We start from the raw sequence: 20,131 nt of genomic DNA on the forward strand, positions 1-20,131 counted from the left end.
GAGAATGATTTAGTGATTAAAGAGAAACTCTTTCGACGTGAGCAGGCTCCAGAAAAGATCGTCTACTAATTCTTGACGATCCTCGGCTTGGAGTTGCTCAAACTCGGCGGAGATCGCTTCCGTTTCGGCGGTGGTCGGGAAGCGGCAAAGAGTCGCCAGGTAGGCCTCTTCAATGATTTCTGCTGCGGACTTGTCGCTTGTCGCTAATTGGCGCGAACGGCTATCTTTGGCGCCCAGCTTTTTCAGCAACGTCTCGCCGTTGTAGAGATGCAGCGCCTGCGTCATCGACGGCTCATCGCTCCGTTCGCACTCGCAGGTGATCAGACGTTCGGGACGACCAAAGGTCGCTAGAAAATCGGATTGAACGCTCGCATCGGGAAGCTGCATCGCGCGGGTGCCGGCGTCAAAGCCTTGGAAGGTCGACGGCGCCTTGGTTACGGCGGCGTAAGCGTCCAGGATCACTTCTGCGGAAAGCCGACGCGGGTAGTAGCGAGAATAAAAGCGTCCGTCGTTTTCGTTTCTGGCGAGCGGTTGACTACTGCGCTGGTAGGCGGCCGATTGCATAATGACCCGCATCAGTTCTTTTAGCTGGAAGTCATGCTTGACCAGATACTGTTGCGTTGCGGCGAGCAGTTCTTCGTTGCTGGCCGGATTGGTGAGACGGACATCATCTACTTTTTCGACCAGGCCAACTCCGAAGTAGTTCGCCCAGACGCGATTGACAATGGCCCGCGAGAAATAGGGATTCTCTTTCGAGGTAAGCCAGTCGGCCATATGTTCGCGGCGATCGTCTGTCGCATCAAACGGGATCGCTTCGCCGTCCAAAGGACGAGGCAATTGCGGCTTGCCGGTTCTCGGCTGGACCAATTCTCCGGCGGTGTCGGCAAAGACAGTTCGCTTGCCGTCGCCGCTGCGAAAATCGCCTCCCCAGCCTTTGCCGCGGACGCGCGAAAAGAGATTCGCCATGCCGAAGTACTGGTCGTTGGTCCATTTTTCCAGCGGATGGTTATGGCACTTCGCACAACCGATCGAGAGACCGAGAAACGCCTGGGCGACGGTTTCAGCCATCACGGTTGGATCTTGGTGGAGCGCATAAAAATTGGCGGCGCCATTGTCGTAGGTCCCGCCGCTGGCGGTCACCAGTTCATGCACCATCTCATCCCACGGTCGGTTTTTTTCGACCTGACCGCGGATCCAACCGTAGTAGCTCTTCACCGCTTCAGGACGCAGGCGATCGCCGCTGACCAACAGCAGATCGGACCATTGGTAGGACCAATAGTCGACAAACTCAGGACGTTCCAAAAGTGCGTCGATCAACTTGTCGCGTTTGGCCGGATCATCGTCAGCGAGAAAATCGCGCGTCTCGGCGGTGGTCGGCAAAACGCCGATCGCGTCGAGATAAGCGCGGCGGACAAACTGGGCGTCGTCGGCCGGCGGAGACGGCGGCAGATTCAAGCTATCGAGTTTCGCCAGGATCATCTCGTCGATGAAATTGCGTCGCGGCGCGGCTGCGATCGCTGCTGAAGCCGGTTCGCCTGGATAAGGAACGCTGACGAATGCGAGGACGTTTTGGTTCAAAAACCAGGCCTTCACAGCGCCTTCGCCGGGGCCGACGATCGAGACGTGACCGTCGGCGGCGACTTCGGCGACCGAAGTATTGACCGAGTCAAACTTGGCCCAACGCGTGATATCTTCGCGGCGACCGTCATCGTAATGCGCGATCACGACCAACTGTTGCTCGTCGCCGGGAGTTTGACGACTTGCCGCCGGCAAGATCTGGAGGTGATCCAACCGCGCGTCGGACTCTTGGGGAGGAGGAGCGCCATCGGCGATCCACTCGGCGATCGCCATGTAGTCGGGCGAACTCACTTCAAATCGCACGCCTCCTTTATGTGGAAGCGTACCGGTAGGCTTCAACAGCAACAAACTGCGGCCTGGATCGCTGTACGTCACTCGGCGTCCGCGGGCATGCCGCGTGATCGAGTCATAGTCGGACGCCGGATCGTACCCGAAGAGCGAGAGTTTGAATCCCTTTTTGCCGGCCAATGCGCCATGACAAGCGCCGCCGTTGCAGTTCGCTTTCGAGAAGATCGACAAGATTTGATTGCGGAAGTTCCAGTGGAACTCCGCATCTTGCCCCGTGACGCGCACTTGCGCTGTCGCGGTCTGTTCTCCTGCGGTCGCGGTGATCGTCGCCAGTCCGTTTGCGTGCGGAAAGACCGATCCATTTTTTACAGTAGCGATCGATTCGTCCGACGATTTCCAGACCACATCGCGGGCTTCAGCCAACGCCTGGTCACCGTCCAATCGCTGCGCAACGATTCGTTGCGACGATTTGACAGTATCGAGGACGATCTCGCCGGGGAGCACGCGGAGCGAAGGCTCGGTTGCATGCAAATCGCCGACGACGGCGGCATAAGCCGCGGCCAGTGCGAGTGAAAGGAAAACACGATGGACGCGCATGGATCCTCTGTAAGTGGAAGAAAATCAGGGAATAGCGCCGCGTTAGAATAATTCATCGATTGCGTGCGCTCCAAAATCAACTAGCGGGAATGGCCGACCGGCAGGACCGGGCAGCGTTGTTTCTAAATCGAGTCCGAGACTGCGATAGATGGTCGCGACCACCTCGGACGGCGGTGTGGGACGTTCGGCTGGATAGGCGCCGTTGGGATCGCTGCGTCCCACGACGCGACCTCCTTGAACTCCGCCGCCGGCGAAATACACGGTAAAGCATTGCGGCCAATGATCGCGACCGCCGGCAGGATTGACACGCGGCGTTCGACCGAACTCGGCCAGATTGCAGACCAGCGTGTTGTCAAGCAAACCACGATCGACCAAGTCGGTAATCAATGCCGAGTAGGCCTGATCGTACATCGGTGCGACAATTTCTTTCATCCCTTCGATCGACGTAAACGGCTTCGAGCCATGGATGTCCCACGTGATCTCATTGAAGACGGTGAGAAACGTATTGACCGTGACAAAGCGAACGCCGGCTTCGATCAAGCGTCGCGCCAACAGGCAACTTTGCCCAAAGCGATTCATGCCGTAACGCTCGCGCAGCGCCGGCGGCTCTTTCGTGAGATCAAATGCGTCACGAGCAGCCGGGCTGGTGATCATGCGATAGGCGGACTCGAAGTTCGCATCCATCAGCTTGGCGCTCTCGCTCGCCTCAAAATTGCGCATCGTTCCTTCGACAATCTGCCGCAAGCGGCGACGACGCTCTAAGCGGGCCTGGCCGATTTCTTTGGGCGGCAATAAGTCGGGAACCTGGAAGTTCGGTGTCGATGGATCGGCCATCAATGCGAACGGATCAAACGCTTTGCCTAAAAATCCGGCGTCTTGTCCATGCGGCAGATTGCCGCCGGTGTTTCCCATCGGCTCTGGCAAGATCACATGGGCCGGCAAGTCGGTCTTGCGGCCGCGGAGATACTCAAGCACGCAACCGGCATGCGGCGTGTTGACGCCGCCGGTAAACAGGCGCCCCGTTTGCAACATCTGATGGCCGGTGTCATGAACGGCGGCCGCCGTGTGATAACAGCTGCGAACCAGCGAAAATTTATCAGCGATTTCCGCATGTTTCGGCAGGATCTCGGTCAGTTGAATGTCGGGGCTTTTGGTGGCGATCGGCTTGAAGGGGCCGCGAACTTCGGCCGGCGCATCTGGTTTGGGATCGAACGTATCCATCTGGCTCGGCGCGCCGAGATTGAAGATCATGATGACGCTGCGCTCGTCATGATTATCGGCGACGGCGCCTTGGGCTTGGGCGGCCAACAAGTGGGGAAGCGACAAACCGAGCGCACCCAGCGCACCAACTTGCAAGAAATCGCGACGGACCATGCCGTCGCAAGTCACCGACTTGGCGCGAGAAGTTAGTTGAAGCATATCGCCGCGCGGGGTAGGTAGGATGCGACTGGAAGGAGGGACTTTCCTTCAACCTATCGACCCAGCCTAAACGCGTCAATCTTTTTTGGGAGCGAATATGACGATTTGAGAGGGAATCTATACGATCCCCATATTCGCCCCAAAGCTTAGCGAGAACTTGACTTACGTAGCGCCGCCGTCTTGGCTAGGGGAGAATCTCCGGGCGCTAGAACGACCAAATCATCCTTGCGAAGGAAGTAAGGAACCGACTCGACGACGCTCAGTTGTTGCTGCATTTCGGCCGATAGTCGATCGTAGTGCCCGCGCGTGGTGACGATCAACGGAGACCGACTGGTCGCGATGGACTGCCGCAGCAGCGTTTCGTCGCCGTTCACTTCGCGAATCGCGCGACCGCCATAGAAGATCCAACTTGGCTCCAGCGTGTTATAGGCGAACAGTTCGTCGTCGCTCTCGCGCAGCAGAGAAATAATCGGTTGATTCAATTGATGATGGTCGACGCGCTGGGCCGCGAAGGCGAACATCAGCAAGATGAACGCGAGACTCGTCCCTCCATAAACCGACAGCGCGACGCCAGGCTGATTCTTGCGGAAGAAGTAAATCGCGGCGATTCCTCCGACCAATGGAGCGATGCCGACCACCGCCAAAATCGCTTCGCCCGGGATGAATTGATCGATTGCCAGCGGGACGCCGACCAAAAATCCAATCCCAACCACAATCGAAATCGCAAATCCAGTGATGTACCAGTTCCGGCTGACTGGCGTCTCTCCTGAGACGAGTCGCGCCAGCGCCGTGCCGACCAGCAGCGCCAAAGCAGGATAACAGGGCGTTACATAACTGGGCAGTTTTGTTTTGGCGATCGTAAACAGCGTGATCCAAACTCCGCACCAACAGGCCAGAAAGATCAAGCCGGGGGTCTCCTTCACGCGGCGGCCAATTTGCGCACCGACGTCGAGAATAGTCTCGAGGAAGAAAATCGACCACGGAAAAAAGCCGATGCAGATCGCGACAACATAGAAAATGACAGGCCCTTGATGCCCTTCCATCGCCGACGTCGCGCGGCCGAGATTATGCTCCCAGAAGAATCCTTGGATCCAAGCGAACTCACGCACGCCGACCCACAGATACCAGGGAAGCGCGACGGCCAGTGCCGCGACGATCGCCAGAGCGGGACGCATGAACCAGCATGTTTTTAGAAAATGCAGCGGCGCGAACGGCATCAGCGGCGTGAGCCAACGACGCCAACCGGTCGCTGGGCCAGCCGGCAAGCGCTGGATCAACAGGAACATTCCGATGATCGCCGTCGGCAGCACCAGGCCGATCGGACCTTTGGCCAACATCGCCAGCCCCATCGATCCGTAGAGCAACGCAACTTTCCACCACGTTTCTGGATAATATTGGGAATCGGGCTTCGACCAATCGCCAACTCCCCAGACATAGACCCACATCGACAGGGTTACGGTAAAAACCAATAGCGCATCGGGAGTCGCTATCCGAGCCGCCATTGCAAACATCAACGATGTCGCCAGCGCCAAAGCGCCCCAAAAGGCGGCTTCTGGATTGAACAGACGCCGCCCCATGTCGTAGGTTAGCAGCACAACTGCAACGCTGAACGCGGCGGACCAAAAGCGGGCGGCGAACTCGTTGACTCCGAACGTCGAGTAGGAAGTCATCATCAGCCAGTACAGCAGAACCGGCTTGTGAGAGCGAACTTCGTCGTTGAAGCGAGGGGTAATCCAGTCGTTGGCTTGCAGCATTTCGACCGCGCAGCCGGCATTACGCGGTTCGTCACGATCCCACAGCCGAGGGCCGCCGAGATTGGTGAAAAACGCCGCTGCAGCTACGCAAGCCAACAGCCAAGGGGCAAGTCGTCCCCCCTTCATAAGCAATCCTTTGCTACCGTGTGAAAATAGGCTGCCGAAGCTTACTCGGAGGCGCCAGCAGAAAGCAACGTCAATTCGATGGCTGGAATTTGCTGTTCGACGCCAGCACGCGCCGCGGTACACTGTTCGGCTTGTATGATACGAAGCATCCTGAACGATTGTTTGGCAGTTTAGAAATTGGCGTCGAAGCCCCAAAAACATGCGACCTCGGTCGAGTCGCCGTCGCTAGCGGATTATTCTGCGGAACTAGAAAGAACGCCGACATCGATGCGGCGCATCTATTATCTGGCGGCTGCGCTGTTTCTGCTCGGATTTCTCGCGTTGCCGATTGACCATGCGGTAAGCGCCAATTTTGTGGAGCCCGGCGATCTGGCCTGGAAGATCGAAGGGGATCTCCGGACCCTCTTTTTGCTGAGCGAAGCGTTCGCCCATGGGACCGGCGTCCTTGTGATCGTGATCGCGATGGCCGTCTTGGATCGGCGGCATCGTAACTTGTTTTATGTGCCGCTGCTCACTGCGCTGGGGGGCGGCATGATGGCCAACATTCTGAAGGTTTCGCTGCTGGCTCGGATTCGCCCGCACGCGTTCGACTTCACAAAATCGAACTGGGAGTCGTTTTACGCGGCGCTCCCCTTGTTCAATTCCGCCGCCTGGCCGCATCTGGGCCAACATGACTACCAAGGCTGTCCGTCGGCACACTCGGCGACCGCCGCAGCGCTGGCGGTTGCATTGACGTCGATCTATCCACATGGCCGCTGGCTGTTTGTCGGGCTGTCGCTGCTGGCCGGTTTTCAACGCGTGTTGGTGGGTGCGCATTTTCCCAGCGACGTTATCTGGGGCTGGTCGGTCGGAACCGCATTTGCCGCGGTCATCTTGGATCACAATCGTTTGATCCGCTGGACCAATGCCTGGGTCCGTCGCGTTCGCCGCGTCTGGGGCGTCACGAAGAGCGCAGAAAAATAGCGGACGTCGCTAGGCGACGCCCGCTCTGGGTTGAACCATCTTGATGTGGCAAGCGGCTCCATTGAGCCAGTTGGCGCTACTTTGCACCACCTGGGGCAGCCGCGGCGGCCGGCGGCAGGACTTCGAGCAGTTCGATGTCAAAGACCAGCACCGAGTTCGGCGGAATGGTCGGATTGCCCTGTTCGCCGTAGGCCAAATCGGACGGAACGAACAGTTTCCATTTGGCGCCGGTTTTCATCAATTCCAGCGCTTCAGTCCAGCCGGCGATCACGCGGCTGACGGGGAATCGCGCTGGTTCGCCTCGCTCGTACGAGCTATCGAAGACGGTGCCATCCAGCAGTTCGCCTTTGTAATGACAGACCACGTCGTTTTCTTTGGTCGGCGAGGGGCCGGTCCCTTCTTTTTCGACGATGTACTGCAGGCCGCTCTTGGTCGTCTTCACGTTCGGCTTCTTGGCGTTTTCGGCCAGGAATTCAATTCCCTTTTGTTTGGCGGCATCCATTGTTTTCTGCTGTTCGGCGATCAACATTTTCTGGAATTCGACCATGGTCGCTTGGATCTGTTCTTGGGTCAGTTGCGAATCCTTCCCTTCCAGCGATTCGGTGATGCCCAGCAACAAAGCTTTGACGTCGATCGTCGGCAGATCCGATTTGATGTTCGTGCCGAAGTTACGTCCGATGACGTAAGAGGCCTTTTGCATCGTCGAACCAAGTTCCGCTTGCGGCGCGGCCGGCTCTTGAGCCTGCAGAACGGCTGGACCGAACGAGAGGAGCGCCAGCGTCATACATAGGACGCGTTTCATAAATAATCCTTTCCAGGAGAGGCCGCTACCGGCGGCAAGTAGGTGGGTAGACGCTCGCGGACGCGCCTTGACTGTACGTATTATTGAAGATCTGGCGCGAAATGGAAATCGGGGAAGAGCGAGACTAGCGGATTGAACGCAGCCATTGTGAGGCGAATCGCTCCGCTTCCCCTCGGTTACGAAACAAGCGAACCTCGACTTGAGCCCCGGCGCGTTGCTCTGGAGTCAGCTTTTTTAACTGCTGCGTTTGCCACTGGGCGGCAAGGTCCTGAGCATGAAACACATTCGCGGTTCCGTAGGTTTTACCGTCCGAAATGATCTTCACGGTCGCCGTAAAATGGGCGAATTCTGCGAAGGGATGGTTGTATTGTTGCGATTTGAGGTGAGCGACCATCCCCTTTTCGATCTCGCTGAGGTCAGCGCCAAAATGTTTCGAGAAATCCTCCTGATTCGAGAGGATCACCCCGCCGCTCGAGACGTCGACCGAGCCTTCCATCGGCTTGATCGCGCTCAACTCTCGCATCAGTTCATTGAAATCAGACCGCCGCTGCGAGGCGAGAAAATGGGTTAAACCCCATGCCGAAGCGTAGCCGGTCGAAGTCAGTCGGGCCGCTTTGACCGTTTGTTCGACCATGATTCCATCGGCTTGTTCGGCGTCTTTGCCTTTGATGTACGACTCCAATTCAAACATCCGCATGTCGTTAATGACGCCGGCGCCTTTCCATTTCATCCGCACGCCGAACTCGGTCGGAGCGTAATACTCGGCGATTCCTTCTGAAATCCACATCGGCCAACGCGAAAGTCGCTGCTGCACGCCGATGTTGTGCAAGATCTGGTGGGCGCCTTCGTGGGCGATCGTGGAGATCGCCTGTTTGTAGTAAAGGTCTTGTTTTAGCGGGGGATTCGTGGGGCGTTCATACATCACCACATGATTGGCCAGCGTGTCGTAGAACGCGACAATCCCTTCCGGAACCTCGCTGAATTGTTGGTATTCGGCCTCGGTTGCAAACATGATCGCGACCAGCGGAACGTCCGGTTCATGGACATCAATCCGCTGCGCCTTGGCATGTTTTTGCATGCCTGGAATCATCGATTCCAAAATGCGCATCGTCGCTTCGGCAAACTCGTTGGACGTGTTGTAGACGAAAACATAATGCCGACTGGTCCGCGTCTTGAAGCCAGGGAATTTTTCTTCCAGACGCTTGGCCAACGACTTTTTGTCGAGCCCCTTGAATGGCGCGTCGGTCCGTCGCAGGTCGTTGACTGCTCGGGTCACCAATTGGCCATCGGGAAGCTCGACAATCAGATTGCTGCCGATCATCACATGAATTCGACCAATGACCAATTCGCCGGCTTCATCGCGTACTTCGACACTACCGGTGAGATTGTGAGAAATGACTCCCGGCGGCAGATCGATCCCAAAAGCTCTGGGATTGGGGACTTTCGTCCCCTGAGCAAGTAGATGAGCCTCCCCTGCTAGCAGGGCGAGCGACCAAACGGCGAGGCAAATCGCTAGTTTTCTCATGGCAAGCATACGGCTGCGATCGAGGATGTTGGAGAAGAGGCTGGGAGGGGTTGATTCTATTTTGCGGCGAAACTCCTTTCTGGCAAGGAATTTCCTACCGGTGAAATCCGAGAAAAACGAAGAGTTTGCGGACACAAACGCCGGCTTTCCGGGTTAAACAAACGGGACAGTTTCTTGTTCCGCTCAACTTGCTCTACCGAATCTCGCCAAACGTGATTCTCTAAACTACTGTTTTAGAAGAGCTTACGGCATTATTTGGCGAAATTTTCACCTTTTCGGGTCAATGCATACCACGATGGTCGCGAATCCCCATTTCAAAACCGGCGGGCTCCTTTTGGCGGCGCTTGTCTGCTTCTCCACATTTCTGACGTCGGCTTCAGCGGCTCCCCCAGAATTTGTAGGCGTGTTGGCGTATGCGCTCGAACCAGAAGCGACGGAAAAGCTGAACATCGACGCCGAGACGCAAGAGAAGCTGAAGCAGCTGATTGCCGACCGCGAAGACAAAGCCCTCGAGCTCGCCCTCTCGATTCAGGATCTGTCGAAAGCAGAGCAAGCCGCGAAGCTAGCCCCTTTTGTCGCCGAATCGGAAAAGCTCGGTTTCGCGCTGTTGACCACCGATCAGCAAGCGGGGCTGAAGCAGTTGGGCGTGAAGCAAGCAGGGATGAAGTCGCTGCAGACGACGGAAATCGCCGACGCGTTGCAGCTAACCGCCGATCAACAAACGCAAATCGGCCAACTTGCCGCCAAGATCGACGCCGCCCAAGCGCTCGGTGCTCCAGCGGTGGAAGCGGCGCGCAAAGAATTTGAACGCGAATCCCGAAAATTGTTGAGTCCTACGCAACAAGCGGCCTGGGATCAATTGGCCGGTCTGGTTGGTGAGCCTGCCGATCCGCTGCCCGAAGTGACTCCGCCTGCAGAAGCGAAGCCCGCGGAGATGAAACCGGCAGTCGCCGCCGCGCCTGTCGATCCAAATGCTGCGTCTCCCAGCGACAAGCCGGCGGCGAAGCCGGAAGTAGGCCCCAATGGCGAACCGCTATTGCGATTCAGTTTCCGCTACGCTCCCTGGCGTGACGTGCTGGATTGGTTCGCGGAACAATCGGACCTGTCGATGGTGATGGACGCTCCGCCCTCCGGCACTTTCAACTACACCGATGGCCGCGCCTACACGCCGGCTCAAGCGATTGACCTGCTGAACAGTGTTCTGTTGACCAAAGGTTATACGCTCGTTCGGCGCGATAAGATGTTGTTGGTGGTGAATCTGGAAGACGGGATTCCGCCCGATTTCGTGACGACAGTTCCGGCCGAAAAGTTGGACGATCGCGGCGAATACGAACTGGTCAAGACGCTCTTCACGCTCAGCCGCATGACAGCCGAAGAAGCGGAAGCGGAGATCTCGAAACTGATCGGTCCGCAAGGTCAGATCGTCGTTCTGCCGAAGTCGAAGCAGATTTTTGTGACCGAGACAGCGGGACGATTGCGGACGATTCGCGATGTGATTAACGCTGTCGAACGGCCCCTGAGCGAAAAAGTCCATATTGTCGCGCTTGAGAATGTTGGCCCCGAAGAGGCACTGACCGTCGTGCGACAATTGCTTGATCTTCCGCCGGAAGCGAACGGCACCGACGACGGCACATTGCGGATTGCGGTCGACGCTTTGGGGGGACGCTTGTTTGTGAGCGGTGAACCCGAGTTGACCAGCCGCGTGCAAGAGATTCTCAAGATGGTCGATGAACCGGGCGGCATGGTCGCGATCAGCGAACAGCCGCAGTTGGAAGTTTACGCCGTCGGCTCCTCGCAGCCGCAGACCGCGCTGCAAGTGATGCAGACGTTGCTAGCCGGCTTGCCGGAAGTCCGCTTGGCGATTGACGAAAATACCGGCAATTTGGTCGCGTTGGCCAAACCGTCGCAACATGCGACGATTCGGGCGACCCTTGACCAGATGCAACGCGACTCGAAAAAGATCTCGGTCATTCAGTTGCAGACTGTCGACCCACAGTTGGCCGTTTTATCGATCAGCAAGTTGTTTGGTGGCGGTGGAGAAACGCCCAACCCCAGCGCTCCGATCGTCGACGCCGACCCAATCAGCGGCATGTTGCTGGTTCGCGGAACGCAAGATCAAATCTCGCAAATCAATGATCTGCTTAAACAGATGGGAGAAGACCCGGAAGCGGCGCTTGCTTCTTCGTTGGATCGCGGTCGTGTTCGCACGCTCTCTTTGCCGGGCGCGTCATCGTCGCAGATTCTGGACGAGCTGGAGATGATTTGGCCCACCGTCAGCACCGCGCGGATTCGGGTCGTGCGACCTTCGGCTCCGCCGATTCGGACGGTCGCACCGCAAGATTCGCCGGTAGAAGCGGAATTCCAAGAAAATCTGCGTCTCCTTTTCCCGCCGGCCCAAACGCCGACCACTCCGCGCGAAGATGAATCGGCCAAGGCGACCTCGGCCTCTCCTTTTCGCTTTGTGAGTGAAACGACGGCAGCCGATGCAACCGAAGAGGCGACCACCGAACCGGTGCAGACCGACGTCAACGAGCCGAAAAAGCCGGCGAGTCCGAAAAAGCCTGCCGAGATCATCATCATGCCGGGACCCGGCGGCATCGTCATCGCCTCGGATGATACCGAAGCGCTTGATCAGCTCGAAGAATTGATCCAAATGCTGGGAGACCGAATCGCCAACAGCGGCGCTGACTATACGGTCTTCTATCTGAAACATGCGCCGGCCGACGTTGCCGCCGATTTGCTCTCGAAAATCATGACCGGCCAAGCCGCTTCGGGCGGCGGAGACGCGGGAGGCGGACTGCTGGGCGACATGGCTTCCAGCATGCTGGGGGGCGGCGGCGGACTGATGGGGTCGTTATTGGGATTAGGCGGAAGCGACGGCGGCAGCTACACCGCATCCGGCAGCTTTTCGGTGGTGGCCGATGGACGTCTTAACGCCCTGGTCGTCAAAGGGAGTGCAGCGGATGTCCAAGTCATCGACCAGTTGCTCAAAATCATCGATCAGCCGCATAGTCCCGAAGATGTGCAGACCAAAGCCAAGCCGCGCATGATTCCGGTTTTGTATCAGCCGGCCAATGATGTGTTGAATGTGGTGAAGCAGGTCTATGCCGATCGCATCGCAGAATCAGGCGGCAATGGCCAGCAGCGTCAACCGAGTCCGGAAGATTTCATCCGCGCCTTGGGCGGAGGTCGCGGAGGTCGTGGAGGCGGCGGCCAAGGTGGTCAGGGAGGCGCTCCTAGCGAACCGCCCAAGATGACCATCGGCGTCGATGCACGCAGCAACGCGCTAGTCGTATCGGCCCCAGATCCGTTGTTTGAAGAAGTGAAGTTGCTCGTCGAACAGCTCGATCAAGCTGGCTCCGATTCGCAAGAAACGATGCAAGTGGTCAATATTCGCAAGTCGAATCCAGAGACGGTGCAAAACGCGCTGAGGTCGATCCTGGGCGCCAACGTTACATCCAACACCACGTCGGCCACTTCTAGTACGAGTGGTCAATCGAGCCCCAATCAACCGCAAGCTCCTAGTCAGGCCGACGCCGATGCAATGCGTCAGCGGATGGAAATGTTCAACCGCATTCGCGGCGCAATGGAACAAGGCGGCGGACGCGGCGGTCGTGGAGGCGGCGGTGATCGCGGCGGACGAGGCGGCGGCGCCCCAGGCGGAGGCGGAGGTCGCGGTGGACGCTAGTAGTCTGGCGCGGTTCAGATTTCGAGTAAACGGGTAACTCGTAGCGTTACGGTTGGAAGACATGCTCTTCTCGCGAAGACGCGATAGAAGCATGGCGCCTAGCACATGGCATAACGCCAGACAAGAAATGAAAAGAGACCGCACTTAGAACGCGCGGTCTCTTTTTTGGCAAGAATGAGCTTCTTCGCGTCTCGCGAAGGTCCGATTACATCCAGCCTTTGGGATACTCTTTCGTCAGGAAGGGCTCGGCTTGGCTGAAGCCGGGGATCGTCATGTTCGCCGCGTCCCACTTCAGCTTCTGGCCGGGGAAGCGAATCGCAACGGTGCCCAACAGTACGGTCTCGGTCAGCGGCGCCGAGTAGTCGAACGTCGATGTCGTTTTGTCTTCACCACGACAAGCGTCAGCCCATTGCACGTAGTGATCAACCCCTTCAACCGTGTCGTATTTCGCTTCGGTCTCTTCCCCTTTAAGGTAGAGCTTCGGCATCGCGACGTGCGGGATGATCAACGTTCCCTTTTCCCCGATCAAGATCGAGCCGGCGTTGGGAAGCTCGGCCGATTTCGGCAAGCTTGTCAACGCTTCTGCAGGAGGTCGAACGCCGGCGGCGTCGTACCAGGTTACGCGAATCGTATCGCCGGCAGTACGTTCGGCGCCGGGGAAGATGTAGCTGACGGTCGCTTTGTCGGTCCAGGTTTCTGGTTTCAACGGCGGCGCGTCGGCGACCAGTTCAAGCGGCGCGGTGAGCTCGAGCGATTTAAAGACCGGGTCGAGAATGTGGCAACCGAAGTCGCCCAGTTGTCCGGTGCCGTAGTCTTGCCAACCGCGCCAGTTGAACGGATGGTAAATGCCTGTCTTGTAGGGACGGTGCGGAGCGACTCCTTGCCAAAGATCCCAAGCGACAGTCGTCGGTACGGGATCCGATCCAGCAGGACGATCGATATTGCGGGGCCAACTTGGTTGGCCTCCTTGCCAGGAATGGACCTCCAGGACCTTACCGATCTTGCCGGCATGCACCAGCGCGACCGCGGTGCGATAGGCGCTGTGCGATTGAATCTGATTGCACATCTGGGTGACCAGTTTGTGCTTTTGGGCGGCCAACTGCATCTGCCGAGCTTCTTTGACCGTGTGTGTCAGCGGCTTTTGGCAGAAGATATGTTTGCCTAACGCCATTGCCGAGAGCGAGATCGGAGCATGCATAAAGTCAGGCGTCGAGACGATCACGCCGTCGATGTCGTCCGACTTGTCGAGCATCTTGCGATAGTCGGCGTAAGTGCGAGCCGACGGGTACTTCTCTGCGGCACGACCTAGATGATCGGCCGAGCTGTCAATATTGCAAAGCGCAACGACTTCGACCGCCGGACTAGCGGCGACCCCCAGCAAGTCGCTCCATCCCTTACCGCCGGTTCCCACACTGGCGACGCGCAACTTTTCGTTCGCGCCCAAGACGCGCGAATAAGAAGCGGCCGGAAGGGCCAATGCAGCGCCGGCCAAGCCGAGCTGTTTCACAAACTGACGTCGACTAGTCTTTTGAATCATGCGTATTTCTCAAGAGGGTGGGTGCATCTAGGTAGGAATCCCTAGTCTGTCCGACGGGAATAGCGCCCGTCAACCTGATTTTATAAAATTTTGGGGGCTCACACATGGGAAAAGATATCACCTGAGATCATGCAGGGCGAAAAAGGCTGCCGAAAACACTTCGGCGCCCGGATCTCTATTGTTACTGGGCCGACTACCGCAATTTCGAAGTCAAACCGGTTCGTCCCTAGAAATCGGGAACGTATCGTCCATCAAGATTAGTGATCAGGCTCGATTTGACTCGCCCTTGTTTCTTGCGCAGTCCGAACATCTCGTGCTGTGCTATCCGACGACAGCTCGGAATTTTCGGCGCAGGCTGTCTATGTTACGCCTTTTCCCCAGGCAGCTATCGCCGTGGTTCTTGCAGGCGAACCGCTTCGGCGGTCGATGTAGGGAGAAGGACGATAGCTTGTGTCTAAGGGAAAGGTCGCCTGTGCTGAACTCGGAGCTCCAAACGCTTCAGACCTATGTCGCCGACTGTGCCGCGCGGAACTTGATTCAGTGGTGGTTTGAGTCGCTGGGGACCCCTGCTCGTCAAAGTTTGAACCGAGCGTTGTTCGATGGTCAGACCCGCGGTCTGAAGCCGCTCTCCTCACCGGCGGTGCGTCGCGCCGTCTGGCAATGTGCGCTGCGGCACGAAAGTTTGCATGCGTTGATCGCCCGATCGGCCGGTACGATATCGGCAAGCCAACCCCTGCAACAGGGAGATCGAATCCGCCTGCGGAATTCGTTACCGATCTTGGACGCCGCGGGCCGTATCATCCGCGTCCACCGGGGAGGCGAAACTTGGCGCGTCGTCGGTCGAGAGGGGCAGCGCTCGATTTGGCTCGAGCAGCCCGATGGCTGTCGCCAAGAGTGGGGAGATGATCGGGAGATCTTGTCGCAGTTTGAAAAGATCGCGGGGTAGAAGGAAAGCGGAGCAAGAAATTGGCGTCCTTGGCAGAGAGGGGCAAATCGGCCCTTCCGCTTTCGGCTTTCCCGTTTCCGCTTTTCTTACTCGGCGTGTTTCTTCCGCACCAACCGGCTGACCTGTTTGAAGAGCTCGTCGCCGGCACGTTCGCACCATTCAAACATCGCTGCTTCGGTCGTCGTTAGCACGGCGCCGGCGCTCTCCATGCGGCGAAGTGCGATCTCTTTTTCAAGCGGAAATCGTGAGCCGACCGCGTCGACCGCAATATAGACGTCAAAACCGGCCGCCAGCAGGTCAAGCGCCGTTTGTTGCACGCAGACATGGGCTTCGACTCCCACGAGCAGCAATTTGTGAATTGCCCGCTGGGGCAACTCTTTTAACAGACCGTCGACGCCGCAGGCGCTGAAGCTGAGCTTCTCTGGCAGGTCGTTCAACAGCGAATGAAGCGGCTCAACCGTCGGACCCAATCCCTGTGGATATTGTTCGGTCCCCAACACCGGCATGTCGAACAGCTGTGCTGTCAAAATTAGGCGTTGTACGTTCTCGACGATTAATTCGGACTGGTCAATCACCGGCATCAGCCGCTCTTGCAGGTCGATTAACAACAGCGCCGTATCGCTGCGTGACATCAACAGCGGGCTCCGGAAATAGCCGGGAGATTCAGTCGAGACGTTCATAGGCGGCGAGCGATCTTACCTGCGAGAAGTTGGCGCTGAGCGGTCCTAGCCGCGAGAAGGTCGATCCGTCACAATAACCAGAGATCGAAACCCAGGAAATCTTTGCGATGAAAATACGCTCTACCACGATATTGACCGTACGGCACAACGGCCGCGTCGCTATCGGCGGCGATGGTCAAGTTACCATGAATTCGTCGGTCATGAAATCCGATGCGCACAAGATTCGCCCGCTGCTGGGCGGCAAGGTGATCTGCGGCTTCGCCGGTTCAACCGCCGATGCGTTTTCTCTGCTAGAGCGATTTGAAGGGAAGCTGAAAGATTATCCCAACAACGTTCCGAAGGCGGCGACCGAGTTAGCGAAAGAATGGCGAACCGATCGCGCGATGCGCCGTCTGGAAGCGCTCATGACGGTGATTAACGGGGAACATACCTTTTTGATTAGCGGCACCGGTGACGTAATCGCGCCGACCGACGGCGTGCTGGGAATTGGATCCGGGGGCGACTACGCGGTCGCCGCAGCGCGGGCGCTCGTCAATCACAGCGTCTTGTCCGCAGACGAGATCGTCAAGGCTGCGCTGCAGATCGCCGCCGGAATCGACATCTATACGAACGACAATATCATGGTCGAAAGCATGGAGAGCCAATCGTGAGCCAATCGCCTCAAGAGTTGACTCCGCGGGAGATTGTCGCGGCGCTGGATCAAAACATTGTTGGTCAAGCCGACGCCAAACGCGCGGTCGCGGTCGCAGTTCGCAATCGTTGGCGACGTAAGCAACTGCCGGAAGATCTGCAAGCCGAAATCGCTCCCAAAAACATCATGATGATGGGACCGACCGGGGTCGGTAAAACCGAGATCGCGCGGCGACTAGCGAAGCTGACCGGCGCCCCGTTCTTAAAAGTCGAAGCGACCAAGTACACCGAAGTGGGCTATTACGGTCGTGACGTCGAAAGCATGGTTCGCGAACTGGTCGAAACGTCGATCGCGATGGTCCGCGAACGCGAACGTAAGAACGTCGAGAAAGACGCCGTGGTTCGCGTCGAAGAACGCTTGCTTGACTTGTTAGTTCCCCGCCCTGTCTCGTACGAAATGGCGAGTGAAGAAGAAGAGGCGACCGATCACTACGAGCGAACCCGCGAGCGTTTTCGCGGCATGCTGCGCGGCGGAGAGTTGGAACAGCGAAAGGTTGAGCTGACGATCGAGCAAAAGTCGGCGCCGATGATGATCGGCGGCATGGGACTGGAGCAGATGGATGTCGATCTGCAAGGCATGTTCGAGAAGATCCTGCCGAAGAACTCGTCACGCCGTGAACTGACCATCGCCCAGGCGCGCGGCGTGTTGCTGGAGCAGGAGAGCGAAAATCTGCTCGACAAAGATGCGATCAATCAGGCGGCGATCGAACTAGCCGAGAACCTGGGGATCATCTTTTTGGACGAACTCGACAAAATTGTCGCGACCGACGGCAAAAGCGCGGATGTTTCTCGCCAAGGAGTGCAGCGCGACTTACTGCCGATCGTCGAGGGAACGACCGTGCAGACCAAGCATGGCTACGTTTCGACCGATCATGTGTTGTTTATTGCGGCCGGAGCATTTCATAAGTCGAGTCCCAGCGAGCTCATGCCGGAACTTCAAGGACGATTTCCGATTCGCGTCGAATTGAACGACTTGACCAAGGATGATTTCGTCCGAATTTTGACCGAGCCGAACGCTTCGCTCACAATGCAATACAAGGCGCTGTTGGAAGCGGAAGGTCTGAAGATCCACTTTACCGAAGATGCGATCGAAGAACTGGCTGAGTTTGCGTTTCAAGTCAATCAAACGACGCAAAACATCGGAGCTCGCCGGTTGTACACGATCATGGAACGCCTCTTGGAAGAGTTGAGCTTTGAGGCGCCCGACATGACGACGAAGAAAGTGACGATCGACGCCGAATATGTGCGCGAGCGACTGACGAAGATTTCGCAGGACGAAGATCTTAGCCGGTTCATTTTATGAGTTACCATTCGCGGTCTGCGATTATTGGCGTGCTGGTGCTGACGATTTTCGTCTCATCAGGGTGTCGCTCATCCCGCGACCTGGCGAAGTCTCGCCAGACGATTACCTTGTTGGCGGCCGCCAGTTTGACCAATGCCATTCAAGAGGCGGCCGACGCCTGGTCGCACAAGTCAGGCATTCAGGTCCGCATCAGCTTTGGGCCGTCGAACGCGCTGGCGCAACAAATTTTGTCCGGCGCTCCGGCCGATGTTTATCTTTCGGCCAACGAGCGTTGGGCCGATGCGCTTGCTGCGCAAGATCAAATCGATCAGCGAATCGCGATGCTTTCAAATCGGCTGGTTTGGATCGCGCCGCAGGAGAATCGCGCGGGGATTGCCAATCCGAGTGAGATCGTCGAGAAAGCGCGGCGAATCGCCCTGGCCGGCGAGAACGTGCCGGCCGGGATGTATGCCGATCAATCGCTTCGAAGTAGCGGCATTTATAATAAACTGGCCGATCGCATCGTGCGCGGCGCCGATGTGCGAACGACGCTCGCCTATGTGGAACAAGGGGAAGTCGACGCCGGGATAGTTTATGCGACCGATGCGGCGATCACCAAGCGAGTGATCGTGTTGGGAGAACTCGATCCAGCCAGCTATGACTCGATCATCTACCCTGCAGTTTTGCTGAAAGATGCGCCGCCAGAGGCCGCAGGCTTTTTCACCTTTCTGCAATCGTCAGAGGCGCGTGAGATTTTCGCGCGTCATCATTTTGCCGCTCTGCCAACATCCGCCGGAGAGAAGCATGACGCCGGCCGATCTTAGCGCCATCGCGGTTAGTCTGCAGGTCGCGTTGGTCGCCGCGCTGGGCAGTCTGCCGCTGGGAATCGCCGCCGGGTGGTTGTTGGCTCGAAAACGATTTCCAGGCAAGATCGTATTGGAAACGGTGATCAATCTGCCGCTGGTCATGCCGCCGGTGGTGACCGGCTATTTGCTTTTGGTTACTTTCGGTAGACGAGGCCCGATCGGCAGTTGGTTGGAAGATTGGTTCGGCGTTCAACTGGTGTTTGACTGGAAAGGTGCGGCGCTGGCCGCTGCGGTGGTCGCGTTTCCGCTCCTTGTTCGTTCGATCCGTTCCGCGATCGCCGGCGTCGATATTCGTTTAGAAGAAGCGGCGCGCACGCTCGGCGCTGGCCCGCTCGATCTTTTCTGGAGCGTCACTCTGCCGCTGGCTCGACGCGGCGTGATCGCCGGCGCCGTGTTGGCGTTTGCGCGAGCTTTGGGTGAATTCGGCGCGACAATTATGATCGCCGGCAACATCGCCGGTGAAACGCGGACGATTCCCTTGATGATCTATAGTGAATTAGAAACACCAGGCGGAGATCGTAATATCATGATGTTGATCCTCGCGTCCATCTTGATTTCTACCGTCGCTTTGCTCGTCAGCGAGTACTTGGAACGCCGCGTCGAACCGACTACCCACTGAGCATCGCATGGCTTTGGCGCTAAATTGTACGTTCCGATATTCGCAAGGATTTGCGTTGTACGCGACCTTGGAGTCCGATGCGCATGTGACGGCGTTGTGCGGCGTATCGGGAAGCGGGAAGACGACTGTGTTGATGTTGATCGCCGGACTGTTGCGGCCGCAGTCAGGCGTAATTCAGTGCGATGACGCGACCTGGGTCAACATGGAGCAAAAGCTGTTTGTCTTGCCCGAGATGCGACGCGTTGGCGTGATGTTCCAAGAGCCGCGACTCTTTCCGCATCTCAACGTGCAGAAGAATTTGGATTATGGCTTTTCACGGCGGAGCGGTGATCCGGTGCAAAGAGCGAAAGCGATTGAGACGCTGGAGATCGGCGATCTGCTGACGCGGCGGATCAGCAGTTTGAGCGGTGGGCAAAAGCAACGCGTGGCGCTGGCCCGGGCGCTGGTCAGCTCGCCGGAACTCTTACTGCTGGACGAGCCTTTGACGTCGGTTGAACCCGCGCTGCAAGAACGGATCGCTGATTACATAAAACGGGTCGCCGAAGAGTTTGCGACCCCGATCGTGTTGGTGAGTCATTCGGCCGAGTTAGTCGAGCAAATGGCGGAACGGACGTTCCGGTTGCATGAGGGAACGATTTTCCCTGCTGCGTAGATCGCGGCGCAAACGAGGAATTTTAGTGATGTCTGCGCACGGAATCCCATATTCCGTCGAACCGATCCGCCACGAATACCGGGGCTTCCGTTGGTCGCCTCTGTTGGATTGCCAGCGCA

The 20,131-nt window shown here is 57.5% G+C and carries 15 protein-coding genes; 8 read left to right on the top strand and 7 right to left on the bottom strand.

What is annotated here, in order from left to right:
* Positions 1–9: 9 nt before the first annotated feature.
* The 3 genes from M4951_RS12535 to M4951_RS12545 form a co-directional block, all read right to left on the bottom strand.
* Positions 10–2,463 carry a DUF1549 domain-containing protein gene (locus M4951_RS12535; protein ID WP_262026817.1) on the bottom strand — a complete coding sequence of 818 codons (2,454 nt, stop codon included), beginning with the start codon at positions 2,461–2,463 and terminating at the stop codon, positions 10–12.
* 42 nt (positions 2,464–2,505) lie between these two features.
* On the bottom strand, positions 2,506–3,882 hold the full coding sequence (locus M4951_RS12540; RefSeq protein WP_262026818.1) for a DUF1501 domain-containing protein: 1,377 nt from the start codon (positions 3,880–3,882) through the stop codon (positions 2,506–2,508).
* A 146-nt stretch (positions 3,883–4,028) separates the two neighbouring features.
* Complete coding sequence (locus M4951_RS12545) at positions 4,029–5,762, bottom strand: ArnT family glycosyltransferase (protein WP_262026819.1); 1,734 nt, start codon at positions 5,760–5,762, stop codon at positions 4,029–4,031.
* 177 nt (positions 5,763–5,939) lie between these two features.
* Here M4951_RS12545 and M4951_RS12550 point away from each other — a divergent pair, with 177 nt between their 5' ends.
* Positions 5,940–6,725 carry a phosphatase PAP2 family protein gene (locus M4951_RS12550; RefSeq protein WP_262026820.1) on the top strand — a complete coding sequence of 262 codons (786 nt, stop codon included), beginning with the start codon at positions 5,940–5,942 and terminating at the stop codon, positions 6,723–6,725.
* Positions 6,726–6,801: 76 nt separating this feature from the next.
* Here M4951_RS12550 and M4951_RS12555 read toward each other — a convergent pair whose 3' ends face one another.
* Both M4951_RS12555 and M4951_RS12560 read right to left on the bottom strand, forming a co-directional pair.
* Complete coding sequence (locus M4951_RS12555) at positions 6,802–7,527, bottom strand: FKBP-type peptidyl-prolyl cis-trans isomerase (RefSeq protein WP_262026821.1); 726 nt, start codon at positions 7,525–7,527, stop codon at positions 6,802–6,804.
* A 124-nt stretch (positions 7,528–7,651) separates the two neighbouring features.
* Complete coding sequence (locus M4951_RS12560; RefSeq protein WP_262026822.1) at positions 7,652–9,061, bottom strand: DUF1570 domain-containing protein; 1,410 nt, start codon at positions 9,059–9,061, stop codon at positions 7,652–7,654.
* A 286-nt stretch (positions 9,062–9,347) separates the two neighbouring features.
* Here M4951_RS12560 and M4951_RS12565 point away from each other — a divergent pair, with 286 nt between their 5' ends.
* Complete coding sequence (locus M4951_RS12565; protein WP_262026823.1) at positions 9,348–12,740, top strand: secretin N-terminal domain-containing protein; 3,393 nt, start codon at positions 9,348–9,350, stop codon at positions 12,738–12,740.
* 205 nt (positions 12,741–12,945) lie between these two features.
* Here the strand turns inward: M4951_RS12565 and M4951_RS12570 are convergent, their stop codons facing one another.
* Entirely contained in the window at positions 12,946–14,277 is a 1,332-nt protein-coding gene (locus M4951_RS12570; protein WP_262026824.1) for a Gfo/Idh/MocA family protein, read from the bottom strand.
* Positions 14,278–14,749: 472 nt separating this feature from the next.
* Here M4951_RS12570 and M4951_RS12575 point away from each other — a divergent pair, with 472 nt between their 5' ends.
* Entirely contained in the window at positions 14,750–15,223 is a 474-nt protein-coding gene (locus M4951_RS12575) for a hypothetical protein (RefSeq protein WP_262026825.1), read from the top strand.
* A gap of 86 nt (positions 15,224–15,309) precedes the next feature.
* Here the strand turns inward: M4951_RS12575 and M4951_RS12580 are convergent, their stop codons facing one another.
* Positions 15,310–15,903 carry a hydrolase gene (locus M4951_RS12580; protein WP_262026826.1) on the bottom strand — a complete coding sequence of 198 codons (594 nt, stop codon included), beginning with the start codon at positions 15,901–15,903 and terminating at the stop codon, positions 15,310–15,312.
* 107 nt (positions 15,904–16,010) lie between these two features.
* Between M4951_RS12580 and hslV the strand changes: the two genes are divergently transcribed.
* Genes hslV through M4951_RS12605 form a run of 5 tightly spaced genes read left to right on the top strand, consistent with a single transcriptional unit; the run spans position 16,011 to position 20,012 of the window.
* Positions 16,011–16,553, top strand: coding sequence for an ATP-dependent protease subunit HslV (hslV, locus tag M4951_RS12585; protein ID WP_002653086.1), 543 nt, complete (start codon positions 16,011–16,013; stop codon positions 16,551–16,553).
* Positions 16,550–17,896, top strand: coding sequence for an ATP-dependent protease ATPase subunit HslU (gene hslU / locus M4951_RS12590; protein ID WP_262026827.1), 1,347 nt, complete (start codon positions 16,550–16,552; stop codon positions 17,894–17,896). Before hslV ends, hslU begins: the two co-directional genes overlap by 4 nt.
* Positions 17,893–18,699 (top strand): molybdate ABC transporter substrate-binding protein, encoded by an 807-nt coding sequence (gene modA / locus M4951_RS12595; protein WP_262026828.1) that lies wholly within the window; start codon positions 17,893–17,895, stop codon positions 18,697–18,699. Before hslU ends, modA begins: the two co-directional genes overlap by 4 nt.
* Positions 18,680–19,360, top strand: a complete 681-nt coding sequence (modB, locus tag M4951_RS12600; RefSeq protein ID WP_262026829.1) for a molybdate ABC transporter permease subunit — start codon at positions 18,680–18,682, stop codon at positions 19,358–19,360. Before modA ends, modB begins: the two co-directional genes overlap by 20 nt.
* A gap of 7 nt (positions 19,361–19,367) precedes the next feature.
* Positions 19,368–20,012 carry an ATP-binding cassette domain-containing protein gene (locus M4951_RS12605; RefSeq protein WP_262026830.1) on the top strand — a complete coding sequence of 215 codons (645 nt, stop codon included), beginning with the start codon at positions 19,368–19,370 and terminating at the stop codon, positions 20,010–20,012.
* The last annotated feature ends 119 nt before the right edge of the window (positions 20,013–20,131 follow it).

Origin of the sequence: Blastopirellula sp. J2-11 (genome assembly GCF_024584705.1) — a bacterium.
GTDB lineage: Bacteria > Planctomycetota > Planctomycetia > Pirellulales > Pirellulaceae > Blastopirellula.